The organism is Kribbella sp. NPDC002412 (assembly GCF_053592935.1).
Genome location: NZ_JBSFBL010000094.1, coordinates 1 through 19,661, shown reverse-complemented (window position 1 = coordinate 19,661; position 19,661 = coordinate 1). Strand labels below are relative to the sequence as shown.

At 69.5% G+C, this 19,661-nt stretch carries 21 protein-coding genes and 1 pseudogene; 9 read left to right on the top strand and 13 right to left on the bottom strand.

What is annotated here, in order from left to right:
* Positions 1–342: pseudogene (locus tag ACWCOV_RS39455) on the top strand (hypothetical protein); the annotation flags it as partial.
* Positions 343–452: 110 nt separating this feature from the next.
* Positions 453–941 carry a hypothetical protein gene (locus tag ACWCOV_RS39450; protein ID WP_449834501.1) on the top strand — a complete coding sequence of 163 codons (489 nt, stop codon included), beginning with the start codon at positions 453–455 and terminating at the stop codon, positions 939–941.
* Between the two features lie 95 nt (positions 942–1,036).
* Here ACWCOV_RS39450 and ACWCOV_RS39445 read toward each other — a convergent pair whose 3' ends face one another.
* Together ACWCOV_RS39445 and ACWCOV_RS39440 are read right to left on the bottom strand one after the other, a co-directional pair.
* Positions 1,037–1,903 carry a phosphoribosylaminoimidazolesuccinocarboxamide synthase gene (locus tag ACWCOV_RS39445; protein ID WP_449834500.1) on the bottom strand — a complete coding sequence of 289 codons (867 nt, stop codon included), beginning with the start codon at positions 1,901–1,903 and terminating at the stop codon, positions 1,037–1,039.
* Positions 1,900–3,003 carry an FAD-dependent monooxygenase gene (locus ACWCOV_RS39440; RefSeq protein WP_449834499.1) on the bottom strand — a complete coding sequence of 368 codons (1,104 nt, stop codon included), beginning with the start codon at positions 3,001–3,003 and terminating at the stop codon, positions 1,900–1,902. Before ACWCOV_RS39440 ends, ACWCOV_RS39445 begins: the two co-directional genes overlap by 4 nt.
* Positions 3,004–3,070: 67 nt before the next feature.
* Here ACWCOV_RS39440 and ACWCOV_RS39435 point away from each other — a divergent pair, with 67 nt between their 5' ends.
* Positions 3,071–3,655 carry a TetR/AcrR family transcriptional regulator gene (locus ACWCOV_RS39435; RefSeq protein WP_449834498.1) on the top strand — a complete coding sequence of 195 codons (585 nt, stop codon included), beginning with the start codon at positions 3,071–3,073 and terminating at the stop codon, positions 3,653–3,655.
* Here ACWCOV_RS39435 and ACWCOV_RS39430 read toward each other — a convergent pair.
* The 3 genes from ACWCOV_RS39430 to ACWCOV_RS39420 form a co-directional block, all read right to left on the bottom strand.
* A complete protein-coding gene (locus tag ACWCOV_RS39430) occupies positions 3,639–4,061 on the bottom strand; it encodes a hypothetical protein (RefSeq protein ID WP_449834497.1) in 423 nt (140 codons plus the stop codon). The genes ACWCOV_RS39435 and ACWCOV_RS39430 overlap by 17 nt on opposite strands.
* Before the next feature lie 1,112 nt (positions 4,062–5,173).
* Positions 5,174–7,195 carry a glycosyltransferase family 39 protein gene (locus tag ACWCOV_RS39425; RefSeq protein ID WP_449834496.1) on the bottom strand — a complete coding sequence of 674 codons (2,022 nt, stop codon included), beginning with the start codon at positions 7,193–7,195 and terminating at the stop codon, positions 5,174–5,176.
* A gap of 1 nt (position 7,196) precedes the next feature.
* A complete protein-coding gene (locus ACWCOV_RS39420; protein ID WP_449834495.1) occupies positions 7,197–8,429 on the bottom strand; it encodes a glycosyltransferase in 1,233 nt (410 codons plus the stop codon).
* A gap of 110 nt (positions 8,430–8,539) precedes the next feature.
* Here ACWCOV_RS39420 and ACWCOV_RS39415 point away from each other — a divergent pair, with 110 nt between their 5' ends.
* Positions 8,540–8,713 carry a hypothetical protein gene (locus tag ACWCOV_RS39415; protein ID WP_449834494.1) on the top strand — a complete coding sequence of 58 codons (174 nt, stop codon included), beginning with the start codon at positions 8,540–8,542 and terminating at the stop codon, positions 8,711–8,713.
* Here ACWCOV_RS39415 and ACWCOV_RS39410 read toward each other — a convergent pair.
* Genes ACWCOV_RS39410 through purD form a run of 5 tightly spaced genes read right to left on the bottom strand, consistent with a single transcriptional unit; the run spans position 8,672 to position 12,984 of the window.
* Positions 8,672–9,088: a hypothetical protein gene (locus ACWCOV_RS39410; protein ID WP_449834493.1), complete on the bottom strand. Its 417-nt coding sequence runs from the start codon at positions 9,086–9,088 to the stop codon at positions 8,672–8,674. The genes ACWCOV_RS39415 and ACWCOV_RS39410 overlap by 42 nt on opposite strands.
* Position 9,089: 1 nt before the next feature.
* Positions 9,090–9,446 (bottom strand): hypothetical protein, encoded by a 357-nt coding sequence (locus ACWCOV_RS39405; RefSeq protein WP_396351044.1) that lies wholly within the window; start codon positions 9,444–9,446, stop codon positions 9,090–9,092.
* Positions 9,447–9,449: 3 nt separating this feature from the next.
* Positions 9,450–10,895: an adenylosuccinate lyase gene (gene purB, locus ACWCOV_RS39400; RefSeq protein WP_449834492.1), complete on the bottom strand. Its 1,446-nt coding sequence runs from the start codon at positions 10,893–10,895 to the stop codon at positions 9,450–9,452.
* A 51-nt stretch (positions 10,896–10,946) separates the two neighbouring features.
* Positions 10,947–11,699 (bottom strand): class I SAM-dependent methyltransferase, encoded by a 753-nt coding sequence (locus tag ACWCOV_RS39395; protein WP_449834491.1) that lies wholly within the window; start codon positions 11,697–11,699, stop codon positions 10,947–10,949.
* 7 nt (positions 11,700–11,706) lie between these two features.
* Entirely contained in the window at positions 11,707–12,984 is a 1,278-nt protein-coding gene (gene purD, locus ACWCOV_RS39390) for a phosphoribosylamine--glycine ligase (protein ID WP_449834490.1), read from the bottom strand.
* Between the two features lie 81 nt (positions 12,985–13,065).
* Between purD and ACWCOV_RS39385 the strand changes: the two genes are divergently transcribed.
* Positions 13,066–13,911 (top strand): SMP-30/gluconolactonase/LRE family protein, encoded by an 846-nt coding sequence (locus ACWCOV_RS39385; RefSeq protein ID WP_449834489.1) that lies wholly within the window; start codon positions 13,066–13,068, stop codon positions 13,909–13,911.
* Between the two features lie 4 nt (positions 13,912–13,915).
* On the opposite strand, the gene ACWCOV_RS39380 is transcribed toward ACWCOV_RS39385, so the two are convergent.
* The gene (locus tag ACWCOV_RS39380; protein WP_449834488.1) at positions 13,916–14,632 is read right to left on the bottom strand and encodes a hypothetical protein; all 717 of its coding nucleotides are present in this window, start codon (positions 14,630–14,632) and stop codon (positions 13,916–13,918) included.
* A gap of 121 nt (positions 14,633–14,753) precedes the next feature.
* Here ACWCOV_RS39380 and ACWCOV_RS39375 point away from each other — a divergent pair, with 121 nt between their 5' ends.
* The 4 genes from ACWCOV_RS39375 (at position 14,754) to ACWCOV_RS39360 (ending at position 17,817) form a co-directional block, all read left to right on the top strand.
* A complete protein-coding gene (locus ACWCOV_RS39375; RefSeq protein ID WP_449834487.1) occupies positions 14,754–15,617 on the top strand; it encodes an alpha/beta fold hydrolase in 864 nt (287 codons plus the stop codon).
* Positions 15,618–15,735: 118 nt separating this feature from the next.
* The gene (locus ACWCOV_RS39370; protein WP_449834486.1) at positions 15,736–16,107 is read left to right on the top strand and encodes an FKBP-type peptidyl-prolyl cis-trans isomerase; all 372 of its coding nucleotides are present in this window, start codon (positions 15,736–15,738) and stop codon (positions 16,105–16,107) included.
* 312 nt (positions 16,108–16,419) lie between these two features.
* On the top strand, positions 16,420–17,040 hold the full coding sequence (locus ACWCOV_RS39365; protein WP_449834485.1) for a hypothetical protein: 621 nt from the start codon (positions 16,420–16,422) through the stop codon (positions 17,038–17,040).
* A gap of 48 nt (positions 17,041–17,088) precedes the next feature.
* Positions 17,089–17,817 carry an MBL fold metallo-hydrolase gene (locus tag ACWCOV_RS39360; RefSeq protein ID WP_449834484.1) on the top strand — a complete coding sequence of 243 codons (729 nt, stop codon included), beginning with the start codon at positions 17,089–17,091 and terminating at the stop codon, positions 17,815–17,817.
* Here the strand turns inward: ACWCOV_RS39360 and ACWCOV_RS39355 are convergent.
* Together ACWCOV_RS39355 and ACWCOV_RS39350 are read right to left on the bottom strand one after the other, a co-directional pair.
* On the bottom strand, positions 17,814–18,785 hold the full coding sequence (locus tag ACWCOV_RS39355) for an ABC transporter ATP-binding protein (protein WP_449834483.1): 972 nt from the start codon (positions 18,783–18,785) through the stop codon (positions 17,814–17,816). The genes ACWCOV_RS39360 and ACWCOV_RS39355 overlap by 4 nt on opposite strands.
* A gap of 3 nt (positions 18,786–18,788) precedes the next feature.
* Positions 18,789–19,661, bottom strand: an 873-nt coding sequence (locus ACWCOV_RS39350; protein ID WP_449834482.1) for a FecCD family ABC transporter permease, incomplete at its 5' end; no start/stop codon positions are given.

Genomic DNA, 19,661 nt, shown 5'->3' with positions numbered 1-19,661 from the left:
ATGGCCACGTTTCCGGCGACGATCGGGCCGCTGGCGATCTTCCTGGTCCAGTTCGGCGTACTGGACACGATGCTGTCCCTGGCGTTCCTGCTCTGGCCGGGCACGCTCAGCCCGAACTACTTCTACAAGGTCGACCGGCCGATCTGGCTGTGGAACTGGTCCAAGCCGGCCAAGGCCGTCAACACCGCGGCCGTGGTGATCTCGCTGATCATCGCCCACCAGACCGGCGCACACTGGCTCCCGTACGGCGTCGCGATCGCGGCCCTGGTCGTGAAGGTCGTGTCCACCTACCGCCTGCTGACCATCCTCCGCGGCCGCCGCCCCGCCGTACCGGCGGTCTGAGGGTTGGCTGTCAAGGGTGGAAGGGGGCGGATGGGGTGGGGCCCTGGTACGACCCGGGAGTGGAGGTGGGGTGCGTGGCAACCTTGCTGACTGCGCATAGCCTCGACCTCATGTGGTTGTGGGAACTGGCGCTGGCGATCGGCTTCGGGATCGGGTCCGCCATCGTGCCGGTGATGAACGCCGAGGCGTACGTGCTCGGCGTCGGTGTCTCCGGAGCGCTGGACCCGGTGGTCGCGGCGATCGGGGTGTCGGTCGGGCAGACGATCGGCAAGGTCGCGATGTTCCTGGCCGTCCGCTACCGCCCGGGGTACGCCGCCCGGAAGGTCAAGGAGCCGAAGGCGGTGAACCTGACCACCCGCTGGGGCCGCTTCGTCCAGTGGAACCGCGACGTCAGCAAGCGCCTCCTCGACGCGATGAGCGACCGCCGCTGGGGCATCCCGGTCACCCTGCTGAGCGCGTCGGTCGGCATCCCACCCCTGTACGGCGTCGCCCTCATCGGCGGCGCCTCCCGGATGGGCGTGATCACCTTCAGCCTGTCGGTCCTCATCGGCCGATCCGCCCGCTTCATCCTGCTGGCCCTCGGCGTCAGCTTGGTGTGAGTCGCGGACCGCCACGCCATCACAATCGCGCGCCGGACGGCGTTCCCCGCGAGCTTCCCGTCCTACGGCTCCATTGAGATGGCCTGGCGGTCCGCCTACCCTCCAAACGTGCGCCCAGTCAGCCGCTCGTACGCGTTGATGTACGCGGCGCGGGTGCGCTCGACCACCTCGTCGGACAGCGGCGGCGGGGCCTCGCCGGACTTGCGGTCCCAGCCGGAGTCGAACTGGAGCCAGTCACGGATGATCTGCTTGTCCAGCGACGGCTGCTGCCGTCCCGGCTCCCACTGGTCGGCCGGCCAGAACCTGCTCGAGTCCGGCGTCAGCACCTCGTCGGCCAGCACGATCGTCCCGTCCGCCCGGGCCCCGAACTCGAACTTCGTGTCGGCCACGATGATCCCGCGCTCCGCCGCCATCGCGTGCGCCCGGGTGTAGATGTCCAGCGTGGTGTCCCGCAACGCGGCGGCCGTCTCCGCGCCGACGGTCGCGACCACAGCGTCGTACGACACGTTCTCGTCGTGCTCGCCCAGCTCGGCCTTGGTCGCCGGGGTGAAGATCGGCTCGTCCAGCCGCGACCCCTCGACCAGCCCCGGCTTCAGCGGGATCCCGCAGACGCTGCCGGTCGCGTTGTAGTCGAGCAGCCCGGAGCCGCTCAGGTACCCACGCGCCACGCACTCGACCGGGAACATCGCCAGCTTCTCGCAGATCACCGCGCGCCCTGCGACCTCGGCCGGAACGTCGGTGGACAGGACGTGGTTCGGCACCCCGAGCACCTCGAACCACCACAGGCTCATCGCGGTGAGCACCTTGCCCTTGTCCGGGATCGGCGTCTCCAGCACCCAGTCGAACGCGCTCTGCCGGTCGCTGGCGACCATCAGCAGCTCACCGGACTCCAACTCGTACAGGTCCCGGACCTTGCCGGAGTGGATGTGCTTGGCGCCGGGGATCTCAGGGGCTGTGGTCACGCCCCCGATTGTTCCACCCCTCGCTTCCGCGCCCGCAGGGCCACCACCTTGCCACCGAGTGCGAGCAGTCCGTCCCGGATCGCGCACACGACCCGGTTCTCCACCTGACCGAGCCGTCCGACGCCACGGGACCGCTTGACCAGCTTGGTGGTCGCGGGACGGCGATCCCGGTCGTACGCCGCCAGCGCCGTACTCAGATCGCCCGGCTCGGCCAGGTGCTGCGCCAGCGCGCCGGCGTCCTCGATCGCCGAGCAGGCCCCGCGGCCGAGGTTCGGCGTCATCGCGTGGGCGGCGTCGCCGAGCAGTACGACGCGACCGCGCACGAACGGGACCAGCGGCGTCGGCAGGTCGTAGATGTCGTTCTGCAGAACGGCTTCCGGTGGCGTCGCCGCGACAATCGCCGGGATCGGGTCGTGCCACCCGCCGAAGTCCTTGGTCGCCGTCGCGTGGTCGCCGCCCTGGCCGGCCGGCTGGTTGGCCGTCGCGTACCAGTAGATCCGCCCGTCGATCAGCCGCGCGAACCCGAACCGTTGCCCACGGCCCCAAGTCTCGCCACCACCGTCGTCGAGCTGCACGTCGGCGATCCCCCGGTACGCCGTGTAACCGGAGTACCGCGGCCCTTTGGACGCCGGGTAGAGCGCCTGCCGGATCACGCTGCGGATCCCGTCGGCCGCGACGACCAGGTCGGCCCGCAGCTCGTCGTTGATCGTCACGCCGGTCTCGTCCTGCGTGAGCTTCGAGACGGTATAGCCGGTCCGGACCGTGATCCCGGGTCCGAACTGATCCGTGATCAGCTCGTGCAGCTGCGCCCGGTGGATCATCACCGGCAGCTCGACGCCGAGATCGGCCGCCTCCACCACCCACTGCCCGCCGGGCTTGCGCATCCCGGCAGGACTGGACTCCACCGCCGCCTTCTCGACGCCCTTCACCCCGAGCTCTTCCAGTACGGCGACCGCCGCCGGCCAGACCGAGATCCCGGCGCCCACCTCACCCAACTCCGGTGCCCGCTCCAGCACCGTGACCTGCCATCCGCACCGCTCCAGCGCGACGGCTGCCGTGACCCCGCCGATTCCCGCTCCCACCACGATCGCCGTACTCATGACCTAGACTCTACATCTGTAGAGGATCTTTGAGAAGTGCCGGTCCGGAGATGGGAGACTGACCGCCGTGACGAAGCAGGTGCCGCTCGGCGCGGACCGACGGGAAGCGATCGCCGACGCCGCGATCCATCTGGTCGCGACCCGCGGCCTGCGCGGGCTGACCCACCGCGCGGTCGACGCGGAAGCCGGTCTGCCGCCGGGCTCGACGTCGTACTACCTCCGGACCCGGAACGCGCTGCTGACCGCCTGCGTGAACCGGATGCTCGCCCGCGATCTGGCTGCGTCGCCTGCCTTCGGCGCGGGGACGTCACCGGTCGACCTGCTGATCGAGATGGTCCTAGGCCTGGCGCGGGACCGGCCGGACGACCTGGTCGCGCGGTACGAGTTGTCGTTCGAAGCCAGTCGTCAGCCGGAGCTGCGGGCCGCGATCGACGAGGGCGGACGGCAGTTGCGGGCGATGCTGGCGCAGTTGCTGGACGGGCTCGGCGTACCGAATCCGGTTGCGGCTGCCTGGCCGGCGGCGGCGATGCTGGACGGTCTGCTGTACGACCGCGTGGCCGGCGCCGGGGCCACGATGCCGCAGGAGGAGTTCGAGGCCGGCGTACGGCGCTCTGTCACGGCACTGCTGGACGGGCTCAGAGCCGGTCGGTGATCGTGACGAAGGTGAAGTAGCAGACGCCGAGCAGCATGCCGACGTGGCCGAGCACGGACAGGCCGGCGCCGGAACCCCACGCGTCGCCCTGCGCGTCCTCGGAGTGCCGGCCGCCGCTGGGCAGCCAACGGGCCAACAGCAACAATCCGAGCGCGGTCAGCAGCCACCACCCCACCAGGATGAGCAGCGCGATCTCCCGCCGACCGGTGACCAGGGCAACGATCCAGCCGAGCAGCGTGAACACGCCGACAACCGTGTGCAGGCGCAGGAGGACGGCGGAGTACCCATGCCGGCCGGCGCCGTGACCGGTGCCGTCGACAACGGTTCCGCCGAGGCGGACGCGCGTCAGCAGTACGACAACCGCACCGAGGGCGGTCAGGAACCAGGTGACGTTCGACCATTCCACCCCCCGATCCTTACCCCACCAACCCCCACCCCCAACCGTCCCCGCGTGTCGCAACCCACAGTCACCAAGGTCCGGCCCAACCGGGAGCACCTCCCAGTTGGGCCGGACCACCACCCACAACGAATCCCGGCGCCCTGCGAGGGCCGGGGGTGGCTTCACCTGGCAGGCCAGGGTGTCCGCCCTCACGCCCCACCAGGCTGCTTCGCCCCGTCAACTGCTCTGCGTCTGCCCCGCCCCGTCATCAGTCCCGGTCCCCGGCTGACTCCCTTGCCCAGGAACAGTCCCTTGCCCAGGAACCATCCCCTGCCCGGGCAACTGCCCCTGCTGACCTTGCTGACCTTGCTGGCCCTGCTGGCCCTGCTGGCCTTGCTGACCTTGCTGGCCGGGGAACTGACGCCCACCCCCACCAGGCCCACCAAACTGATTCTGCTGAGTATCGAACCCGTCCCACGCGTGCCCAACCGCAGCACCCCCAAGAAACGCCAACACAGCCAACAGACTCCCCGCCCCCGCCAACACGAGATTGCCAGGCCGCCCCCCACCCTTCCCATCCCCCTGCTCCCCACCCGGAGCCCCATACACCCCGCCGTAGGCACCCGCACCAGGCCCACCGCTCGCCGCGGACCCCGCCTGCGCGATCCCACCCACAGCACCTGCGGCTCCTGTGTTTGGTGGGGCGACCGATGCTGCCGGAAGGGCGGTGGTGTCGTCGGCGCTGGATGTGTTGCCGGCACGGGCGGCCTGCCACTGAGCCTCGTTGACCGACGCACCCGGCACAGCCGGGCCGGCCAACTCCGGGCCGGAAGTGTTGGCGGCGCCCGACGCCTGGGCTCCAGCTGACCCGCCCGGCGCACCCGCGTGAGTGCCGGGAACCTGCCCACCCGAGTGGGTGCTCGGTGCGGAAGCACCCGGGCGGGTGCTCGGTGCGACAGCACCCGAGTGGGTGCTCGGTGCGGAAGCGCCCGGGCGGGTGCTCGGTGCGACAGCACCCGAGTGGGTGCTTGGCGCTGAACTGCCCGGGTGGGTGGTGGGTTCTGGGTGGTTGGTGACGTGGTGGTGGGTGGGGTTGGGGGTCGGGGGGTTGGTGTTTTGGGTCATGGTTTTCTCCTGTGTCAGCCGGTGGTGGTGAGGTCGTAGACGGTGGTGTTGCCTACGGTTTGGGACCGGAAGGTTTCGGCTACCCAGGTGGCGATCTCGTTGGAGGTGCCGCCGCGCCCGCCGCCGAAGCCGCCGCCTCCGCCGACGAAGTAGTGCACCTTGCCCTGGGCAACCAGTTCCTTGAACTCGGCCAGCGACGGCGCCGGGTCGGTCCCGTTGAACCCGCCGATCGCCATGATCGGCGTGCCGGACGCGATCTGCAGCGGCGCGGCCCCGTTCGCGGTGACCGCCGCGGCCGCCCAGGTGTACCCCTTGGCGCCGTTCTGCAGCAGCGTGATCAGCTCACTCGACACTCCACTGATCCCGCCCCCACCAAGGAACCCACCGACCCCACCGGCCCCACGACCGGCAACGCCATTCCCGTTCCCCGTCGTGCCGTTCCCGGCCCCAGGACCACCCGGGAACCCGTTCTGTCCCGGCGGCGTGCCCATCCGGCCCATGCCCCCGCCACCGCCAGGCCCGCCGCCCATGCCGCCACCCGAGGGCCCGGCCGACGGCAGCGCACCGGCGTGGGCTGTGTTGATCGTGTTCACCGAGTACGCCGTCGGTCCAGCCAGCGCGCTCACCGCAAGCAATGCCCCGGCAAACATCCCGGCCCGCCGAGCCGCCGTACGATGCAGCTTCAGCTCCGGCAGCACCATCACCGCAAACGCCCCGAGTACGCCGGTCAGCAGCACCACCCACCGCAGCCACGGATGCCACGAAGGCGTCTCGTTCAGCAGCGCGAATCCCCACCCACCGGTCAGCAACGCACCACCAGCAAGCGCTGCCCGCGGCAACCACTCGGACCGCCGCCGCCAGAGCACCGACATCGCGGCGCCGATCAGCGCACCGATGGCCGGCGCCAGCGCGATCATGTAGTAGCTGTGGATGATCCCCTGCATGTAGCTGAACGTCAGCCCAGTCACAACCAGCCAGCCACCCCACAGCACGGCGAACGCCCGCGTCTTGTCCGTCCGCGCAGCCTTGCCCGAAGCAACGACCAGCACGATCGTCGCGAGCAGCGCCGCCGGCAGCAACCACGCGATCTGCGAGGCGAACTCACCACCGAACAGCCGCTGCAGCCCGGTCGCTCCACCCCACCCCGCGCCTCCAGTACCGCCGCCGACCGACCCGGTCTCGTTCCCGTTCAACCGCCCGAGCCCGTTGTAGCCAAGTGTCAGCTCGAGAATGCTGTTGTTCTGCGACCCACCGATGTAGGGCCGCGCCGCCGCCGGCATCAGCTCCACGATCGCGATCCACCACCCCGCGCTGACGATCAGCGAGACCAGCGCCAGCACGCTGTGCACGATCCGCTTCCCGAGCGCCGGCTTCCCGGCGATCAGGTACGCCAGCCCGAACGCCGGCAGAATCAGGAACGCCTGCAACATCTTCGTCAGGAACCCGAAGCCCACGAAAGCTCCGGCCAGCATCATCCACCGCGCCGCGTGCTTCTCCGAGTCGATCGCCCGGGTCACCGCCCACGCGCCCGCGCAGAGCAGCAGGATCAGCAGCGCGTCCGGGTTGTTGAACCGGAACATCAGTACGGCGACCGGCGTCAGCGCGAGGATCCCGCCGGCCAGCAGGGCCGCGTTGGCCGAGAACCACCGCCGTACCGACACATAGACGAAGCCGACGCTCGCGACGCCCATCAGCGCCTGGGGGATCAGCATGCTCCAGACGCCGAAGCCGAAGATCCGCCCGGACAGGCCCATCACCCACAGCGACGCCGGCGTCTTGTCGACGGTGATGAAGCTGGATGCGTCGAGCGCCCCGAAGAACCAGGCCTTCCAGCTCGTCGAGCCGGCCTGGACCGCGGCCGCGTAGTACTCGTTGGCGTAGCCGTTCTTGGACAGGCCCCACAGGTACGCGATCGCGGTCAGTGCCAGCAGGCCGCCGTACAAGACCTTGTCCCGGCCGATGGTGTACGACGTGCTGACTGCCCGCGGCCCGGCCCTCCGGGGCGTCGCCTCGACGGGGTTGGAAACGGTGGCCATATCAGTTGCTCCGGGTCTGGTCGAGAACCGCCGGCGGTTCGAAGGTTGGCAAGGTGGGTGCGTCGTCGTCGAAGACCCACGTCTGGAAGAGGCTGAACCGGACCACGGTCGCGGCCAGGTTCGCGAGGGTGAGAACGGTGATCTCCACCGCCTGGTGCGGTACGGCGACCGCGGTGTGCAGCAGCCACAGCGACGACGCCGTCAGCGTCCAGCCGATGCCGAAGGTCACGAGTCCGCGGAGCTGGTGCCGCCAGCGGTTCTCGACGCCGCGCACGCCGAAGGTGAGCCGGCGGTTGAGCGCGGTGTTGCCGACTGCTGTCACGAGCAGCGCGAGCACGTTCGCCACCTGGGCCGGCATGCCCTGCCGCAGCACGAGGTAGAGCAAGGCGTACGCCGCTGTGCTCAGCACCCCGATCGCGCAGAACCGCAGCACTCGCGCGGCCAGCGCCGTCCGGGGATCGAGGATCCGGGGCCGGCCGAACGCCTGGCGCACCGGGTCGAGGTCGAGCTGACCACGGCCGAGAGTGCGCATCAGCCGCGAGATCCCCCGCAGGTCCTCGCCGACCGTCTTGGCGATCGCGACGCGTGAATCGAGGTCGTCGACCCAGTCCACCGGCACCTCGTGGATCCGCAGCCCGGCCTTCTCGGCCAGCACCAGCAGCTCGGTGTCGAAGAACCAGCTGGTGTCCTCGACCAGCGGCAGCAGCTGCCGCGCCACGTCGGCGCGGATCGCCTTGAACCCGCACTGCGCGTCGGAGAAGTGCGCGCTCAGGGTTGCCCGCAGCAACAGGTTGTACGACCGGGAGATGAACTCCCGCTTCGGCCGCCGGACCACCCGCGAGCCGTTCGACAACCGGGTGCCGATGGCAACGTCGCTGTGGCCGGCGAACAGCGGGGCAACCAGCGGCAGCAACGCGTTCAGGTTGGTGGACAGGTCGACGTCCATGTAGGCGAGCACATCGGCGGTGCTCGCGGACCAGACCTGCTTCAGCGCGCGGCCGCGGCCGGACTGTTCGAGCCGGACGATCCGCACGCCGTCCAGCTCGAGGGCCAGCAGCGCGCCGATCTCATAGGTCGCGTCGGTGCTTCCGTTGTCCGCGATGCAGACCTCGGCCGGAAACGGGAAGGCGGTGTCCAGGAACTCACGCAGCCGCCTGATGTTCGGACCGAGGTCGTTTTCCTCGTCCTTGACGGGTACGACGATCTCGACCCGAGGATGACCTGAAATCTGCATGCCACCGATGCTGTCCGGTGAACCTGAGCCGGCCCCTGCGCGCGGCTGGCAGTTTCCTGGGAGTCGGCGCGACATGCGTTCGAGCCGCGAGGCCGCCCGCCGCCCTACAGTTGAGACTCCGTCATCACATCTCGGGCCTGGTCTTCCAGGCCGCGGCCGGCGACCCCCACGTCAACGTCCAGTTCAACCGGGTGACGACGATGCTCGACCATCCGAGCGCGCTGGCCCGCCCGCAGACGCTGCTACGCGCTCTTCGCTGGAAGCTGCTCCCGGGTACGGCGTAGCCACAGCAACCCGAGGACGGGAAGGACCAGCGGGACGAAGCCGTACCCCTGGCCGAAGTGCGACCACACCGTCGCGTCCGGGAAGTCCTCCGGTACGGCGTAACTGAACGCCCCGATCCCGATCACGCCGACGAGCTCGATCAGGATCGCGACCAAGGCGACCCGGCGGGACACCTTGGTCGCCTTGGCCAGCGCGAAGGTGGCCGCGCAGTAGATGACCGCGGCAACGGCCGACAGGACGTACGCGATCGGGGCCTCGTGGAACTGGGTGGCGATCTGCACGCCGGCCCGTGCGGTCGCGGACAGCGCGAAGACGCCGTACACCAGGATCAGGATCCGGCCCGGGCCGTGCCTGGTCGCGGCTGCGTCGGTCATCTCAGGTGGTCCAGATCACGTGCAGGCGCTGCTCCACCACCGGGATCACCAGGCAGGCGAACGCCAACGCGCCCGCGCCCCACCGGCTGCTCTCCGCCAACGCCCAGAGCGCCCCGAGTGGCAGCACGATGAGCCCGCCGATCAGGTAGCCGACGAAGAAGACACCGGAGACGTCCCGATCGGTGCCGGCCAACTGGACGATGCCGATGACGAGCTGCGCCAGCAGCCCGACCTCGATGACGCCGAGGATCGCCAGCAGCGTCCAGTTGATCCGCTTGTCGCGCGCAGCCAGCACGATGGCGAACACCATCGCGGCCAGCGAGAGGGCGACCAGCGCCCAGGTGAGCGGTTCGAACACGGACTAGAGGATGTCACCCGGGGTGTAGGCGGCGGCTTCGGGGTGGCGCTTGGCGAGCTCGTCGATCCTGGCGACCACGGTGTTCACCTGGTCCACGGCCGCGCCGGTGAAGGACAGCGGCTCGCCGACGATGCCGACGATCTGCTCCTCGGTGAGGCCGAGCCGGCCGTCCGCGCCGAGGCGGTGGAACAGGTCGTTCTCCGCCAGGCCCTTGCGCAGGTCGAGCGCGGTCGCGACCGCGTGCTCCTTGATCACCTCGTGCGCGGTCTCCCGGCCGACGCCGTTCTTCACCGCGGCCATCAGCACCTTGGTCGTGGTCAGGAACGGCAGGTACCGCTCCAGCTCGCGGCTTACGACGGCCGGGTAGACCCCGAACTCGTCCAGCACGGTCAGGAAGGTCTCGAACAGCCCGTCCAGCGCGAAGAACGCGTCCGGCAGCGCGACCCGCCGTACGACGGAGCAGAAGACATCGCCCTCGTTCCACTGGTTGCCGGCCAGCTCGCCGGCCATCGAGGCGTACCCGCGCAGGATCACCGCGAGGCCGTTCACCCGCTCGCACGACCGGGTGTTCATCTTGTGCGGCATCGCCGAGGACCCGACCTGGCCCTCCTTGAACCCCTCGGTGACAAGCTCGTGCCCGGCCATCAGCCGGATCGTGGTCGCCAGGCTCGACGGCCCCGCCGCGAGCTGGACCAGCGCCGAGACCACGTCGTAGTCGAGCGACCGCGGGTAGACCTGGCCGACACTCGTCAGGGTCCGGCTGAACCCGAGGTGCTCGGCGATCCCGCTCTCCAGCTGCGCCAGCTTGGCCGGGTCGCCGCCGAACAGGTCCAGCATGTCCTGCGACGTGCCGACCGGGCCCTTGATGCCGCGCAGCGGGTACCGCTCGATCAGCTCCTCGATCCGGGCGATCGCCACCAGCAGCTCGTCCGCCGCCGACGCGAACCGCTTGCCCAGCGTGGTCGCCTGCGCCGCGACGTTGTGCGAACGCCCGGTCAGCACCAGCGCCGCATGGTCGGCCGCCTTCTGGCCCAGCCGTACGGCGGTCGCGACAGCGCGATCGCGGACGAGCTCGAGTCCGGCCCGGATCTGCAGCTGCTCGACGTTCTCGGTCAGGTCCCGGCTGGTCATGCCCTTGTGGATGTGCTCGTGCCCGGCGAGCGCGCTGAACTCCTCGATCCGCGCCTTCACGTCGTGCCGGGTGATCCGCTCGCGGGCCGCGATCGACTCCAGGTCGACCTGGTCGACCACCCGCTCGTAGTCCTCGACCACGCCGTCCGGCACCGCGACCCCGAGCTCCTTCTGGGCCTTCAGCACCGCCACCCAGAGCCGCCGCTCGAGCACGATCTTGTGCTCCGGCGACCACAGCTGAGCCATCGACAGACTGGCGTAACGGGACGCGAGAACGTTGGGAATCCGGGGCTTGCTCGAGCTTGGCACGAGCCCCATTGTCCCAGAACCTCGACCTTCGGCCGTCAGCAGTCCACAGCCGTCGTTCCCTCAGACCGGCTTGCGGGCCTCGAAGAGGGTCCTGGTGCTGTGGGCGACGAACGATCCTTCGGACTGGATCCGGTCGTGGAGCTCGCGGAGGCGGGGGAGGTAGGCCGCGGACGTGAAGCCGGGGACGATCCAGATGACCTTGCGGAGGAAGTGGACGACGGCGGCGATGTCGTAGAACTCCATGCGGAGCCGTTCCGAGCGTACGTCGACGATCTCCAGCCCGGCTGCTTCGGCCTGGGCCCGCTCGCGGTCCGGGCGCGGGCCGTCGGTGTCGGGCTGCGGGCCGAGGAAGTACTCGGTGAGCTCGACAACGGTGCGATGTCCGATGTGCTGCGCGAAGTACCTGCCGCCCGGGCGGAGCACCCGGGCGACCTCGTCGAAGTACGTCCTGACCGGATGCCTGCTGACCACGAGGTCGAACGCGCCATCGGCGAACGGCAGCGGCGGTTCCTCGGGATCGGCGACGACCACGGTGCCCAGTGGATGTAGCAGGGCGGTCGCCTTCGCGATGTTCGGCGGCCACGCCTCGGTGGCGACGCACAGTGGTGCACGGCGCGGCACCCCGGCCAGTACTTCGCCACCACCGGTCTGGATGTCCAAGGCGGCCTCGGCCCGGGACATCCGTTCGCCCATCAGCCGCTGGTAGCCCCAGGACGGGCGCTCCTCGGTCGCTCGTCCTTCGAACCAGCTGAAGTCCCAGCCTTCGGTCGGGACCGCATCACCTTCCGCGACGAGTTCCTCGAACGAAGCCATGGTCCTCCTAGACGGTGATTTCTCCGCGCGACGCCTTGAGGGCGATGTCGGTGCGGTGCTGGGAGCCCTTGATGCGGATCTGGCCGACGGCGGCGTAGGCACGCTGGCGGGCCTCGTCCAGGTCCTTGCCGGTGGCGCTGACGGCCAGCACGCGGCCGCCCGACGTGACGAGCTCGTCGTCCTCGACCGCCGTACCGGCGTGGAAGACGCGGACGTCGTCCACCTCGGCCTGGTCGATGCCGGCGATCACGTCGCCCTTGCGCGGGCTGGCCGGGTACTTTTTCGCCGCGACCACCACCGTCACCGCGGCCGCGTTCTTCCAGCTCAGCCGCTCGTGATCGGCCAGCTTGCCGGTCGCGGCGGCGTACAGCAGGCCGCCCAGCGGGGTCTTCAGCAACGGCAGCAGCGCCTGCGTCTCCGGGTCGCCGAAGCGGGCGTTGAACTCGATCACCCGGACACCGCGGGACGTCAGCGCGAGACCGGCGTACAGCAGGCCGCTGAACGGCGTGCCGCGGTGCCGCAGCTCGTCGACGGTCGGCTGGAGCACCTTCTCGGTGATCTCCTCGACCAGGTTTTCCGGTGCCCAGGGCAACGGTGTGTAGGCGCCCATGCCGCCGGTGTTCGGGCCTTCGTCGTTGTCCGCAAGACGTTTGAAGTCCTGCGCCGGCTGCATCGGGAGCACCGTCGTACCGTCGGTGATCGCGAACAGCGACACCTCCGGGCCGTCCAGGAACTCCTCGATCAGCACCTGCTCACAGCCGGCCGCGTGCGCGAGCGCCTCGTCCCGGTCGGAGGTGACGACGACCCCCTTGCCGGCCGCCAGACCGTCGTCCTTGACCACGTACGGCGGGCCGAACGCGTCGATCGCCTCGGCGGCTTCCGCGGCCGTCGTACACACGTAGGCCCGGCCGGTCGGCACACTCGCGGCGGCCATCACGTCCTTGGCGAACGCCTTCGAGCCCTCGATCTGGGCGGCGTCCTTGGACGGGCCGAAGACCGCGATCCCGGCCTCGCGCAGCGGGTCGGCCAGCCCGGCCGCCAGCGGCGCCTCCGGGCCGACCACGACCAGGTCGGCCTCCAGCTCGCGCGCCAGCGCGACGACCGCATCGTGGTCGGTGATGTCCACCGGCCGGCAAACGATCGTTTGCCCGTCGAAGGCCGGCCGCAGCGCGGCGATGCCAGGGTTGCCCGGGGCCGCCACGACCTGCTCGACCTCTGAGTCCTGGGCCAGCGCCCAGACCAATGCATGTTCACGGCCACCGGAGCCGACCACCAAGACCTTCACGGGCCATCAGCCTAGGGCACCGGACTGTCGATCCACACATTCGCTGTTCGTGTAGTGGATATATGGACGGAAGGAGTCGTGATGACCGAGGTACTGCTGACCGGGCTCATGATCGGAGAGTCGGCACGCTGGCACGACGGGCGCTTCTGGTGCTCGAACTGGGGTGCTCAGGAGGTGCTTGCCGTCGACGCGGACGGGAAGCGGGAGGTGATGGTTCGGGTGCCGACCACGATCCCGTTCTCGATCGACTGGCTGCCGGACGGGCGGCTGCTGGTGGTGTCGGGGCCTGAGGGGCTGCTGCTGCGGCAGGAGGCCTCTGGTGACCTGGTGACGCATGCGGACCTGTCGTCGTACGGCGGCCTGAACGAGATCGTCGTCGACGGCCGCGGCAACATCTACGTCAACGGCGGCTGCGACTTCGAGCCGGGTGAGGGTGAACGGCCCGGCTTCATCCTGCTCGTCACCCCGGCCGGGGCGGTACGGCGGGTGGCGGACGAGCTCGCGTTCCCCAACGGCATGGTGATCACCCCCGACAACTCGACCCTGGTCGTCGCGGAGTCGTTCGGTGGTGTACTCACGGCGTACGACATCGCCGACGACGGCAGCCTCTCCAACCGCCGCGTCTGGGCACCACACCCGGGTGACGGCATGTGCATGGACGAGTCAGGCGCCATCTGGACCCCCGGTTGGACCGAACAGGGCGAGTCGGCCTGCCTGCGCATCGCAGAAGGCGGCGAGATCCTCGACACCGTGCCGCTCGAGCACGCCGGCTTCGCCTGCATGCTGGGCGACGGCACCCTGTACATGCTGACCGCGGACTGGCACATGCAGGAGTCCTTCGACACCAACCTCGACCGCCTCCTCACCACCCCCACCGGCCGCCTCCTGACCCACGCCGCCCCAACCCGAAAGGCAGGCTGGCCGTGACCTGCTAGTAGGTCCAGTAGTAGCGGGCGTCGGCGTTCCAGGTGACGGGGACTGTGGTGCGGTTGGTGAACGCCATGCCGAGGCCGCGGGCGATCTCGACGGTGCGGGAGAGCTGCAGCGAGTACGGGTGCTGGTTGTCGTCCCACCACTGCTCGAACTGCGTGATGCAGGTCTGGCCGGTGAAGTACGGGTTGGAGCAGGGGTGTGGCGGTAGCCACTTCTGCAGGTGGCGGAACCTGACCGTATTGGAGCCGTCCGGCGGCTTGATGGTGCCTTGGGCATCGAGGCAGTAGCCGGCGCTGGGGATGTTCCACTGGACGTAGTGCTGGCGGCCGTGGGCTGACGGGAGGTTCTTCATGTCGGCGCAGTTGGCGTCGCCGATCTGCTCCGACGTGACGCGCTGGACCTGGGTCAGCGGGCGGCCGGCGCCGTCGTTGTAACCGTCGAGCAGGACCCAGTCGCCGTCGTGGATGAAGCGCTCGGCCGACTTCGGCGGCCAGGCCTTCGGGTCGCCCCAGGAGATGTCGGACTCGGTGGCGCTCTGCGGTGTCCACGCCCACTGCCCGGCCGCGGACTGGCCCGCCCAGTACTGGCCGGCCGCCTTCTCGAACATCAACGAGTACTGGCCGTAGTTCTCCCCCGACGCGGCCACGGCGGAAGTGCCGGCGGGGAGGGAAGCCGCAAGTACGACGGCAACCAGCAACGCCAGCTTCTTCCGCATGAAGTGCGAGATTAGTGCCGGTCGGGTGCATGTTCGGTTCCTGGTCCGGTCATCCCGACCGGGGCTAGGCTCGCGTCACGAGTCCCACCGAGGGGGATGGGGCGCTCAACGAGGAGCTGATATGCCGGATCCAGTCACCAGCACGATCGACGTACCCGGAGCCACGCTGACGTACGACGTGCGCGGCGATCTCGGCAACCAACCCGTGCTGCTGCTGATCGGGTCGCCGATGGGTGCGAGCGGTTTCCCGACCCTGGCGTCGTACCTCACCGACCGGACGATCGTCACCTACGACCCGCGCGGCGTGGAGCGGAGTGAGCGCAGCGACGGCACGGGCGAGCTGTCGCCGGACGACCATGCCGCCGACCTGATCGCGCTGATCGAGAAGCTCGACGCCGGCCCGGTTGACCTGTTCGCCAGCAGCGGCGGCGCGGTGAACGCCCTGGCGCTACTCGCGCAACGTCCTGACTTGATCAAGACTCTGGTGGCGCACGAGCCGCCGCTGGCCGGGATCCTGCCGGACGCCAAGGCGGCGACGGCCGCGGTCGAGGACATCTACCAGACGTACCAGCGCGACGGGATGGGCGCGGGGATGGCGAAGTTCATCGCGATCACCAGCTTCAAGGGCGAGGTGCCCGACGACTACACCCAGCGGCCGGCTCCCGACCCGGCGATGTTCGGCCTCCCGACCGAGGACGACGGCTCCCGCGGCGACGCCCTGATCGGCCAGAACCTGCGCGGCTGCACGTCGTACCAACCCGACTTCGACGCCCTCGCGAAGTCGACGGACCGCCTGGTGGTCGCTGTCGGCGAGGAGTCCGAAGGCGAGCTGGCGCACCGCGGCGGCCAAGCCGTCGCCGAACGCCTCGGCCTCACCCCCGCCGTCTTCCCCAGCAACCACGGCGGCTTCCTCGGCAACGAGTACGGCATGCCGGGCAAACCCGAACCATTCGCCGCCAAACTCCGCGAGGTCCTGGCCCGCTAGCCGACTACTACTGCGCTGTGGGGTCGGTGGTGCTCTTCGGGGTCCGGGAATCGGACGCGGTTGGGTGAACGACGGGTCCTGGGCCGGGGTGGGTGCGGGATCTGATTAGCTGGTGGGCATGACTGACAAGCCAGAGATCGACTTCCCGGAGGGCCCGCCGCCGGCGGACCTGGAGATCACCGACATCACCGTCGGCGACGGTGACGAGGCCAAAGCCGGGTCGCGAGTGAACGTGCACTACGTGGGTGTCGCGCACTCGACCGGCGAGGAGTTCGACGCGTCGTACAACCGGGGCGCGCCGCTGGCCTTCCAGCTCGGCGTCGGCCAGGTCATCCAGGGTTGGGACACCGGCGTCCAGGGCATGAAGGTCGGCGGCCGCCGCAAGCTGGTCATCCCGCCGCACCTCGGGTACGGCGACCGCGGCGCCGGCGGCGCCATCAAGCCCGGCGAGACCCTCATCTTCGTCGTGGACCTGATCAGCGTCAGCTGACCCGTCCCCCACAACCAGCCCTACCACCACGCTGGTCCGCGGTGCTGGACCACCCAGTCCACACCGCCACCCAGCTCCTTCACGGCGACCGCGATTCGCAGGCCGCGGTGTCGCGGCGGCTTGCGTCGCTGCCGGGCCGCAGCCGGCGGAGGAGTTCGGCTTCGGTGTGGCCGCGGGATGCGGGTCACGGTGGGTGAAAGCGGGACAACAGCCCCCGGGTGCGTCAGAATGGCGCGGCCGGGGGTTTTCCGTGGCTGCTTGTCCGTAGTTGTACTCATCCGCCTCGCCCAGCGGCCGGTTTGACTGGGAGGCATGACGACGATGGTTGCCACCACGGTCCCCACGACGCGGATCAACTGGGTCCGGTACGCCGCTGTGGCCGCGAAGATCCTGCTGTTCGGCTTGTTGCTGTCGGCCCTGATCTGGCCGGACCTGAGCGGGATCAAGGGCAAGGCGTCGACCGCCCGGCTGATCGTCTACCCGATCGGCGTGATGGTGCTGCCGCTGTGGTGGTGGGCGTACGGCCGGACGCGCAGCAAGCTGCACGCCCGCTTCCCTTGGCACGCCGACCTGCTGATGACGCTCCCCTGGCTGATCGACCTGATCGGCAACCGGCTGAACCTGTTCGACACGGTGAGCTGGTGGGACGACGCCATGCACTTCATCCTCTGGGGCCTCCTCACTGCCGGCGTCCTGCTCGCGTTCGCGCCCCCGACCCTGTCCCGCGGCCTGACCGCCTTCGTGGCTCTCGGCTTCGGCGCCACCGCCGCGGTCGTCTGGGAGGTCGGCGAGTACTTCGCGTTCATCCGCAACTCCTCCGAACTCCAAACCGCCTACACCGACACCCTCGGCGACCTGGCCCTGGGCACCCTAGGCGCCCTCCTGGCCGGCCTGATCCTTCACCAAACCCGCCGGTCAGCCACCCCGACCTGATCCCTGCACCACGGCCGCGCGACGAACGGGTTGTGGGACGGTGGGTGGGTGGATGTGACTGTCGTGGGGAGCGGGGATGCGTTCGGGTCTGGTGGGCGGTTTCAGACTTGTATTGCGGTGGCGGTGGGTGGGGTGGCGAGGGTCTTGGTGGACTGTGGGGCTACGAGTCAGACCGCGTTGAGGCAGCAGGGGTTTGACCCGAATGCGGTTGAGACGGTTGTCGTCAGTCACCTGCATGGGGATCACTTCGGTGGGCTGCCGTTTCTTGTGCTTGACGGGCAGTTTCGGCGGCGGACTCGCGATCTGACCGTTGTTGGACCGCCGGGTACACGTGAGCGGCTGGATGCGGCGATGGAGACGCTGTATCCGGGGTCATCGCGGGTGCAGCGGCGGTTCGAGGTGCAGGTGCTCGAGCACGTTGACCGGCAGGCGCGTGAGGTCGGGGAGGTGCGGATTACGCCGTACGAAGTGCGGCATGCGTCGGGGGCTCCGGCGTACGCCGTTCAACTGCAAACGCAAGGCGGGTCGGTCGCGTACTCAGGTGACACCGAGTGGACCGACGCGCTGGTCGAAGCCGCCGATGGTGTGGATCTGTTCCTCTGCGAGGGCTACAGCCCGGCACCCATTCGGTGGCATCTGGACCTGCAGACTCTCGAACAGCATCGCGATCGCTTCAACTGCCGGGAGTTGGTCCTCACTCACCTGTCACCGACCGCGCTGGCCGCCGACTTGAGCGCGTGGAACGTGGCGTACGACGGAATGCGGCTGACCGTCTAGCGGTCGCTCGGCCGGCAGACGCCGTTGGCGGCAGCACTGGCCGCGAGAGCCTGAGCAACTGCGCTGCTTGCAACCGAAGCACCACCATCCGACGCCGAAGAGTCGGTCGGAAGCGAGGCGTCGGTGGACGGGGGTGCCGGGGTGGTGTCTTGGGGGCGGTCGGTGCGGGTGGTGTGGCGGCCTAGGGGGACAACCATGGGGGTGCCGGCGACCGGGTCGGGGATGACTTTGACGGCCAGGCCGAAGACGTCGTGGACGACCTGCTCGGTGATGACCTCGCTCGGGTTGCCCTCGCAGACGATGGCGCCGTCCTTCATCGCGATCAGGTGGTCGCCGAACCGGCAGGCCTGGTTGAGGTCGTGCAGGACCAGGACGATGGTGCGCTCGTCGGACTTGTTCAGGTCGACCAGCAGGTCCAGCACCTCGAACTGGTGCGTCAGGTCGAGGAACGTCGTCGGCTCGTCCAGCAGCAGGATGTCGGTCTCCTGGGCGAGCGCCATCGCGATCCACACCCGCTGCCGCTGCCCGCCGGACAGCTCGTCGATCGGCCGGTCCGCGATCGAGAGTACGTCGGTCGACGTCATCGCGGCCGCGACCGCCTCGTCGTCGGTCTTGGTCCACTGCCGGATCCACCGCGTCCGCGGGTAGCGCCCGCGCCCGACCAGGTCGGCGACCGTGATCCCCTCCGGCGCGGTCGGCGACTGCGGCAGCAGGCCGAGCTTGGTCGCGACCTCACGCGTCGGGATCGACTGGATGCTCTTCCCGTCCAGCAGCACCGTCCCGCGCGACGGCTTCAACAGCCGGGCCAGCGTCTTCAGCAGGGTCGACTTGCCGCACGCGTTGGCGCCGACGATGACGGTGATCTTCCCGGTCGGGATCCGCACCGACAGGTCGTGGATGATCTCCCGCTGGTCGTAGCCGACCGCCAACCCGTCAGCAGCCAAACTGTGGTCCACAGAGTTCTCCATCTCTCAGCCACCACTCCCCACCCGGTTGGACCGGGCCAGCAGGAACATCAGGTACGGCGCTCCGACCACACCGGTCACCACCCCGACCGGCAACTGCGTGTCCCCGAACGCGTGCTGCGCGATCAGGTCCGACAACGCCACCACCAACGCACCGAGCAACGCGGACGCGATCATCGCCGGGCCCGGTGACCGGGTCAGCCGGCGCGCGATCGGCGGCGCCACGAACGCGACAAAGCCGATCGGTCCCGCCGCCGCGGTCGCGACGGCCGCGAGCAGCACACCGATCACGATCAAGCCGAGCCGGGACAGCTCGACCCGCAGCCCCAGCCCGTACGCCGTCTCGTCGCCGAGCTGCAGGATCCGCAACTGGTGGACCAGGAACATCATCAGCGGCGCCAGCACCGCCAGCGTGAGTCCCATCGACCGGACGTTCGACCAGTCCCGGCCGTTCAGGCTGCCGGTCAGCCAGATCAGCGCCTGCTGGGCGATCTCGACCCGCGCCTTGGTCAGCAGGTACGACGTGATACTCGTCGCGATCGCGCCGATGCCGATCCCGATCAGGATCAGCCGGTAGCTCGAGACCCCCTGCCGCCAGGCCAGCACGTACATGATGAACGCGGTCAGCACCGCGCCGACGATCGCGAACGCGGACACCGCCACGCCGGTCAGGCCGAGCGTGACGATGGCGAACACCGCGAAGGCGCTGGCGCCGTACGTGACACCGATGATGTCGGGGCTGGCCAGCGGGTTGCGGGCGATGCTCTGGAAGATCGCGCCGGACATGCCGAGTGCGGCGCCGACCATCAGGCCGGTGAGTGCCCTGGGCAACCGAAGCCGGTTGACGATGAACTCGGTCGCGCGGTCGCCGCCGCCGAA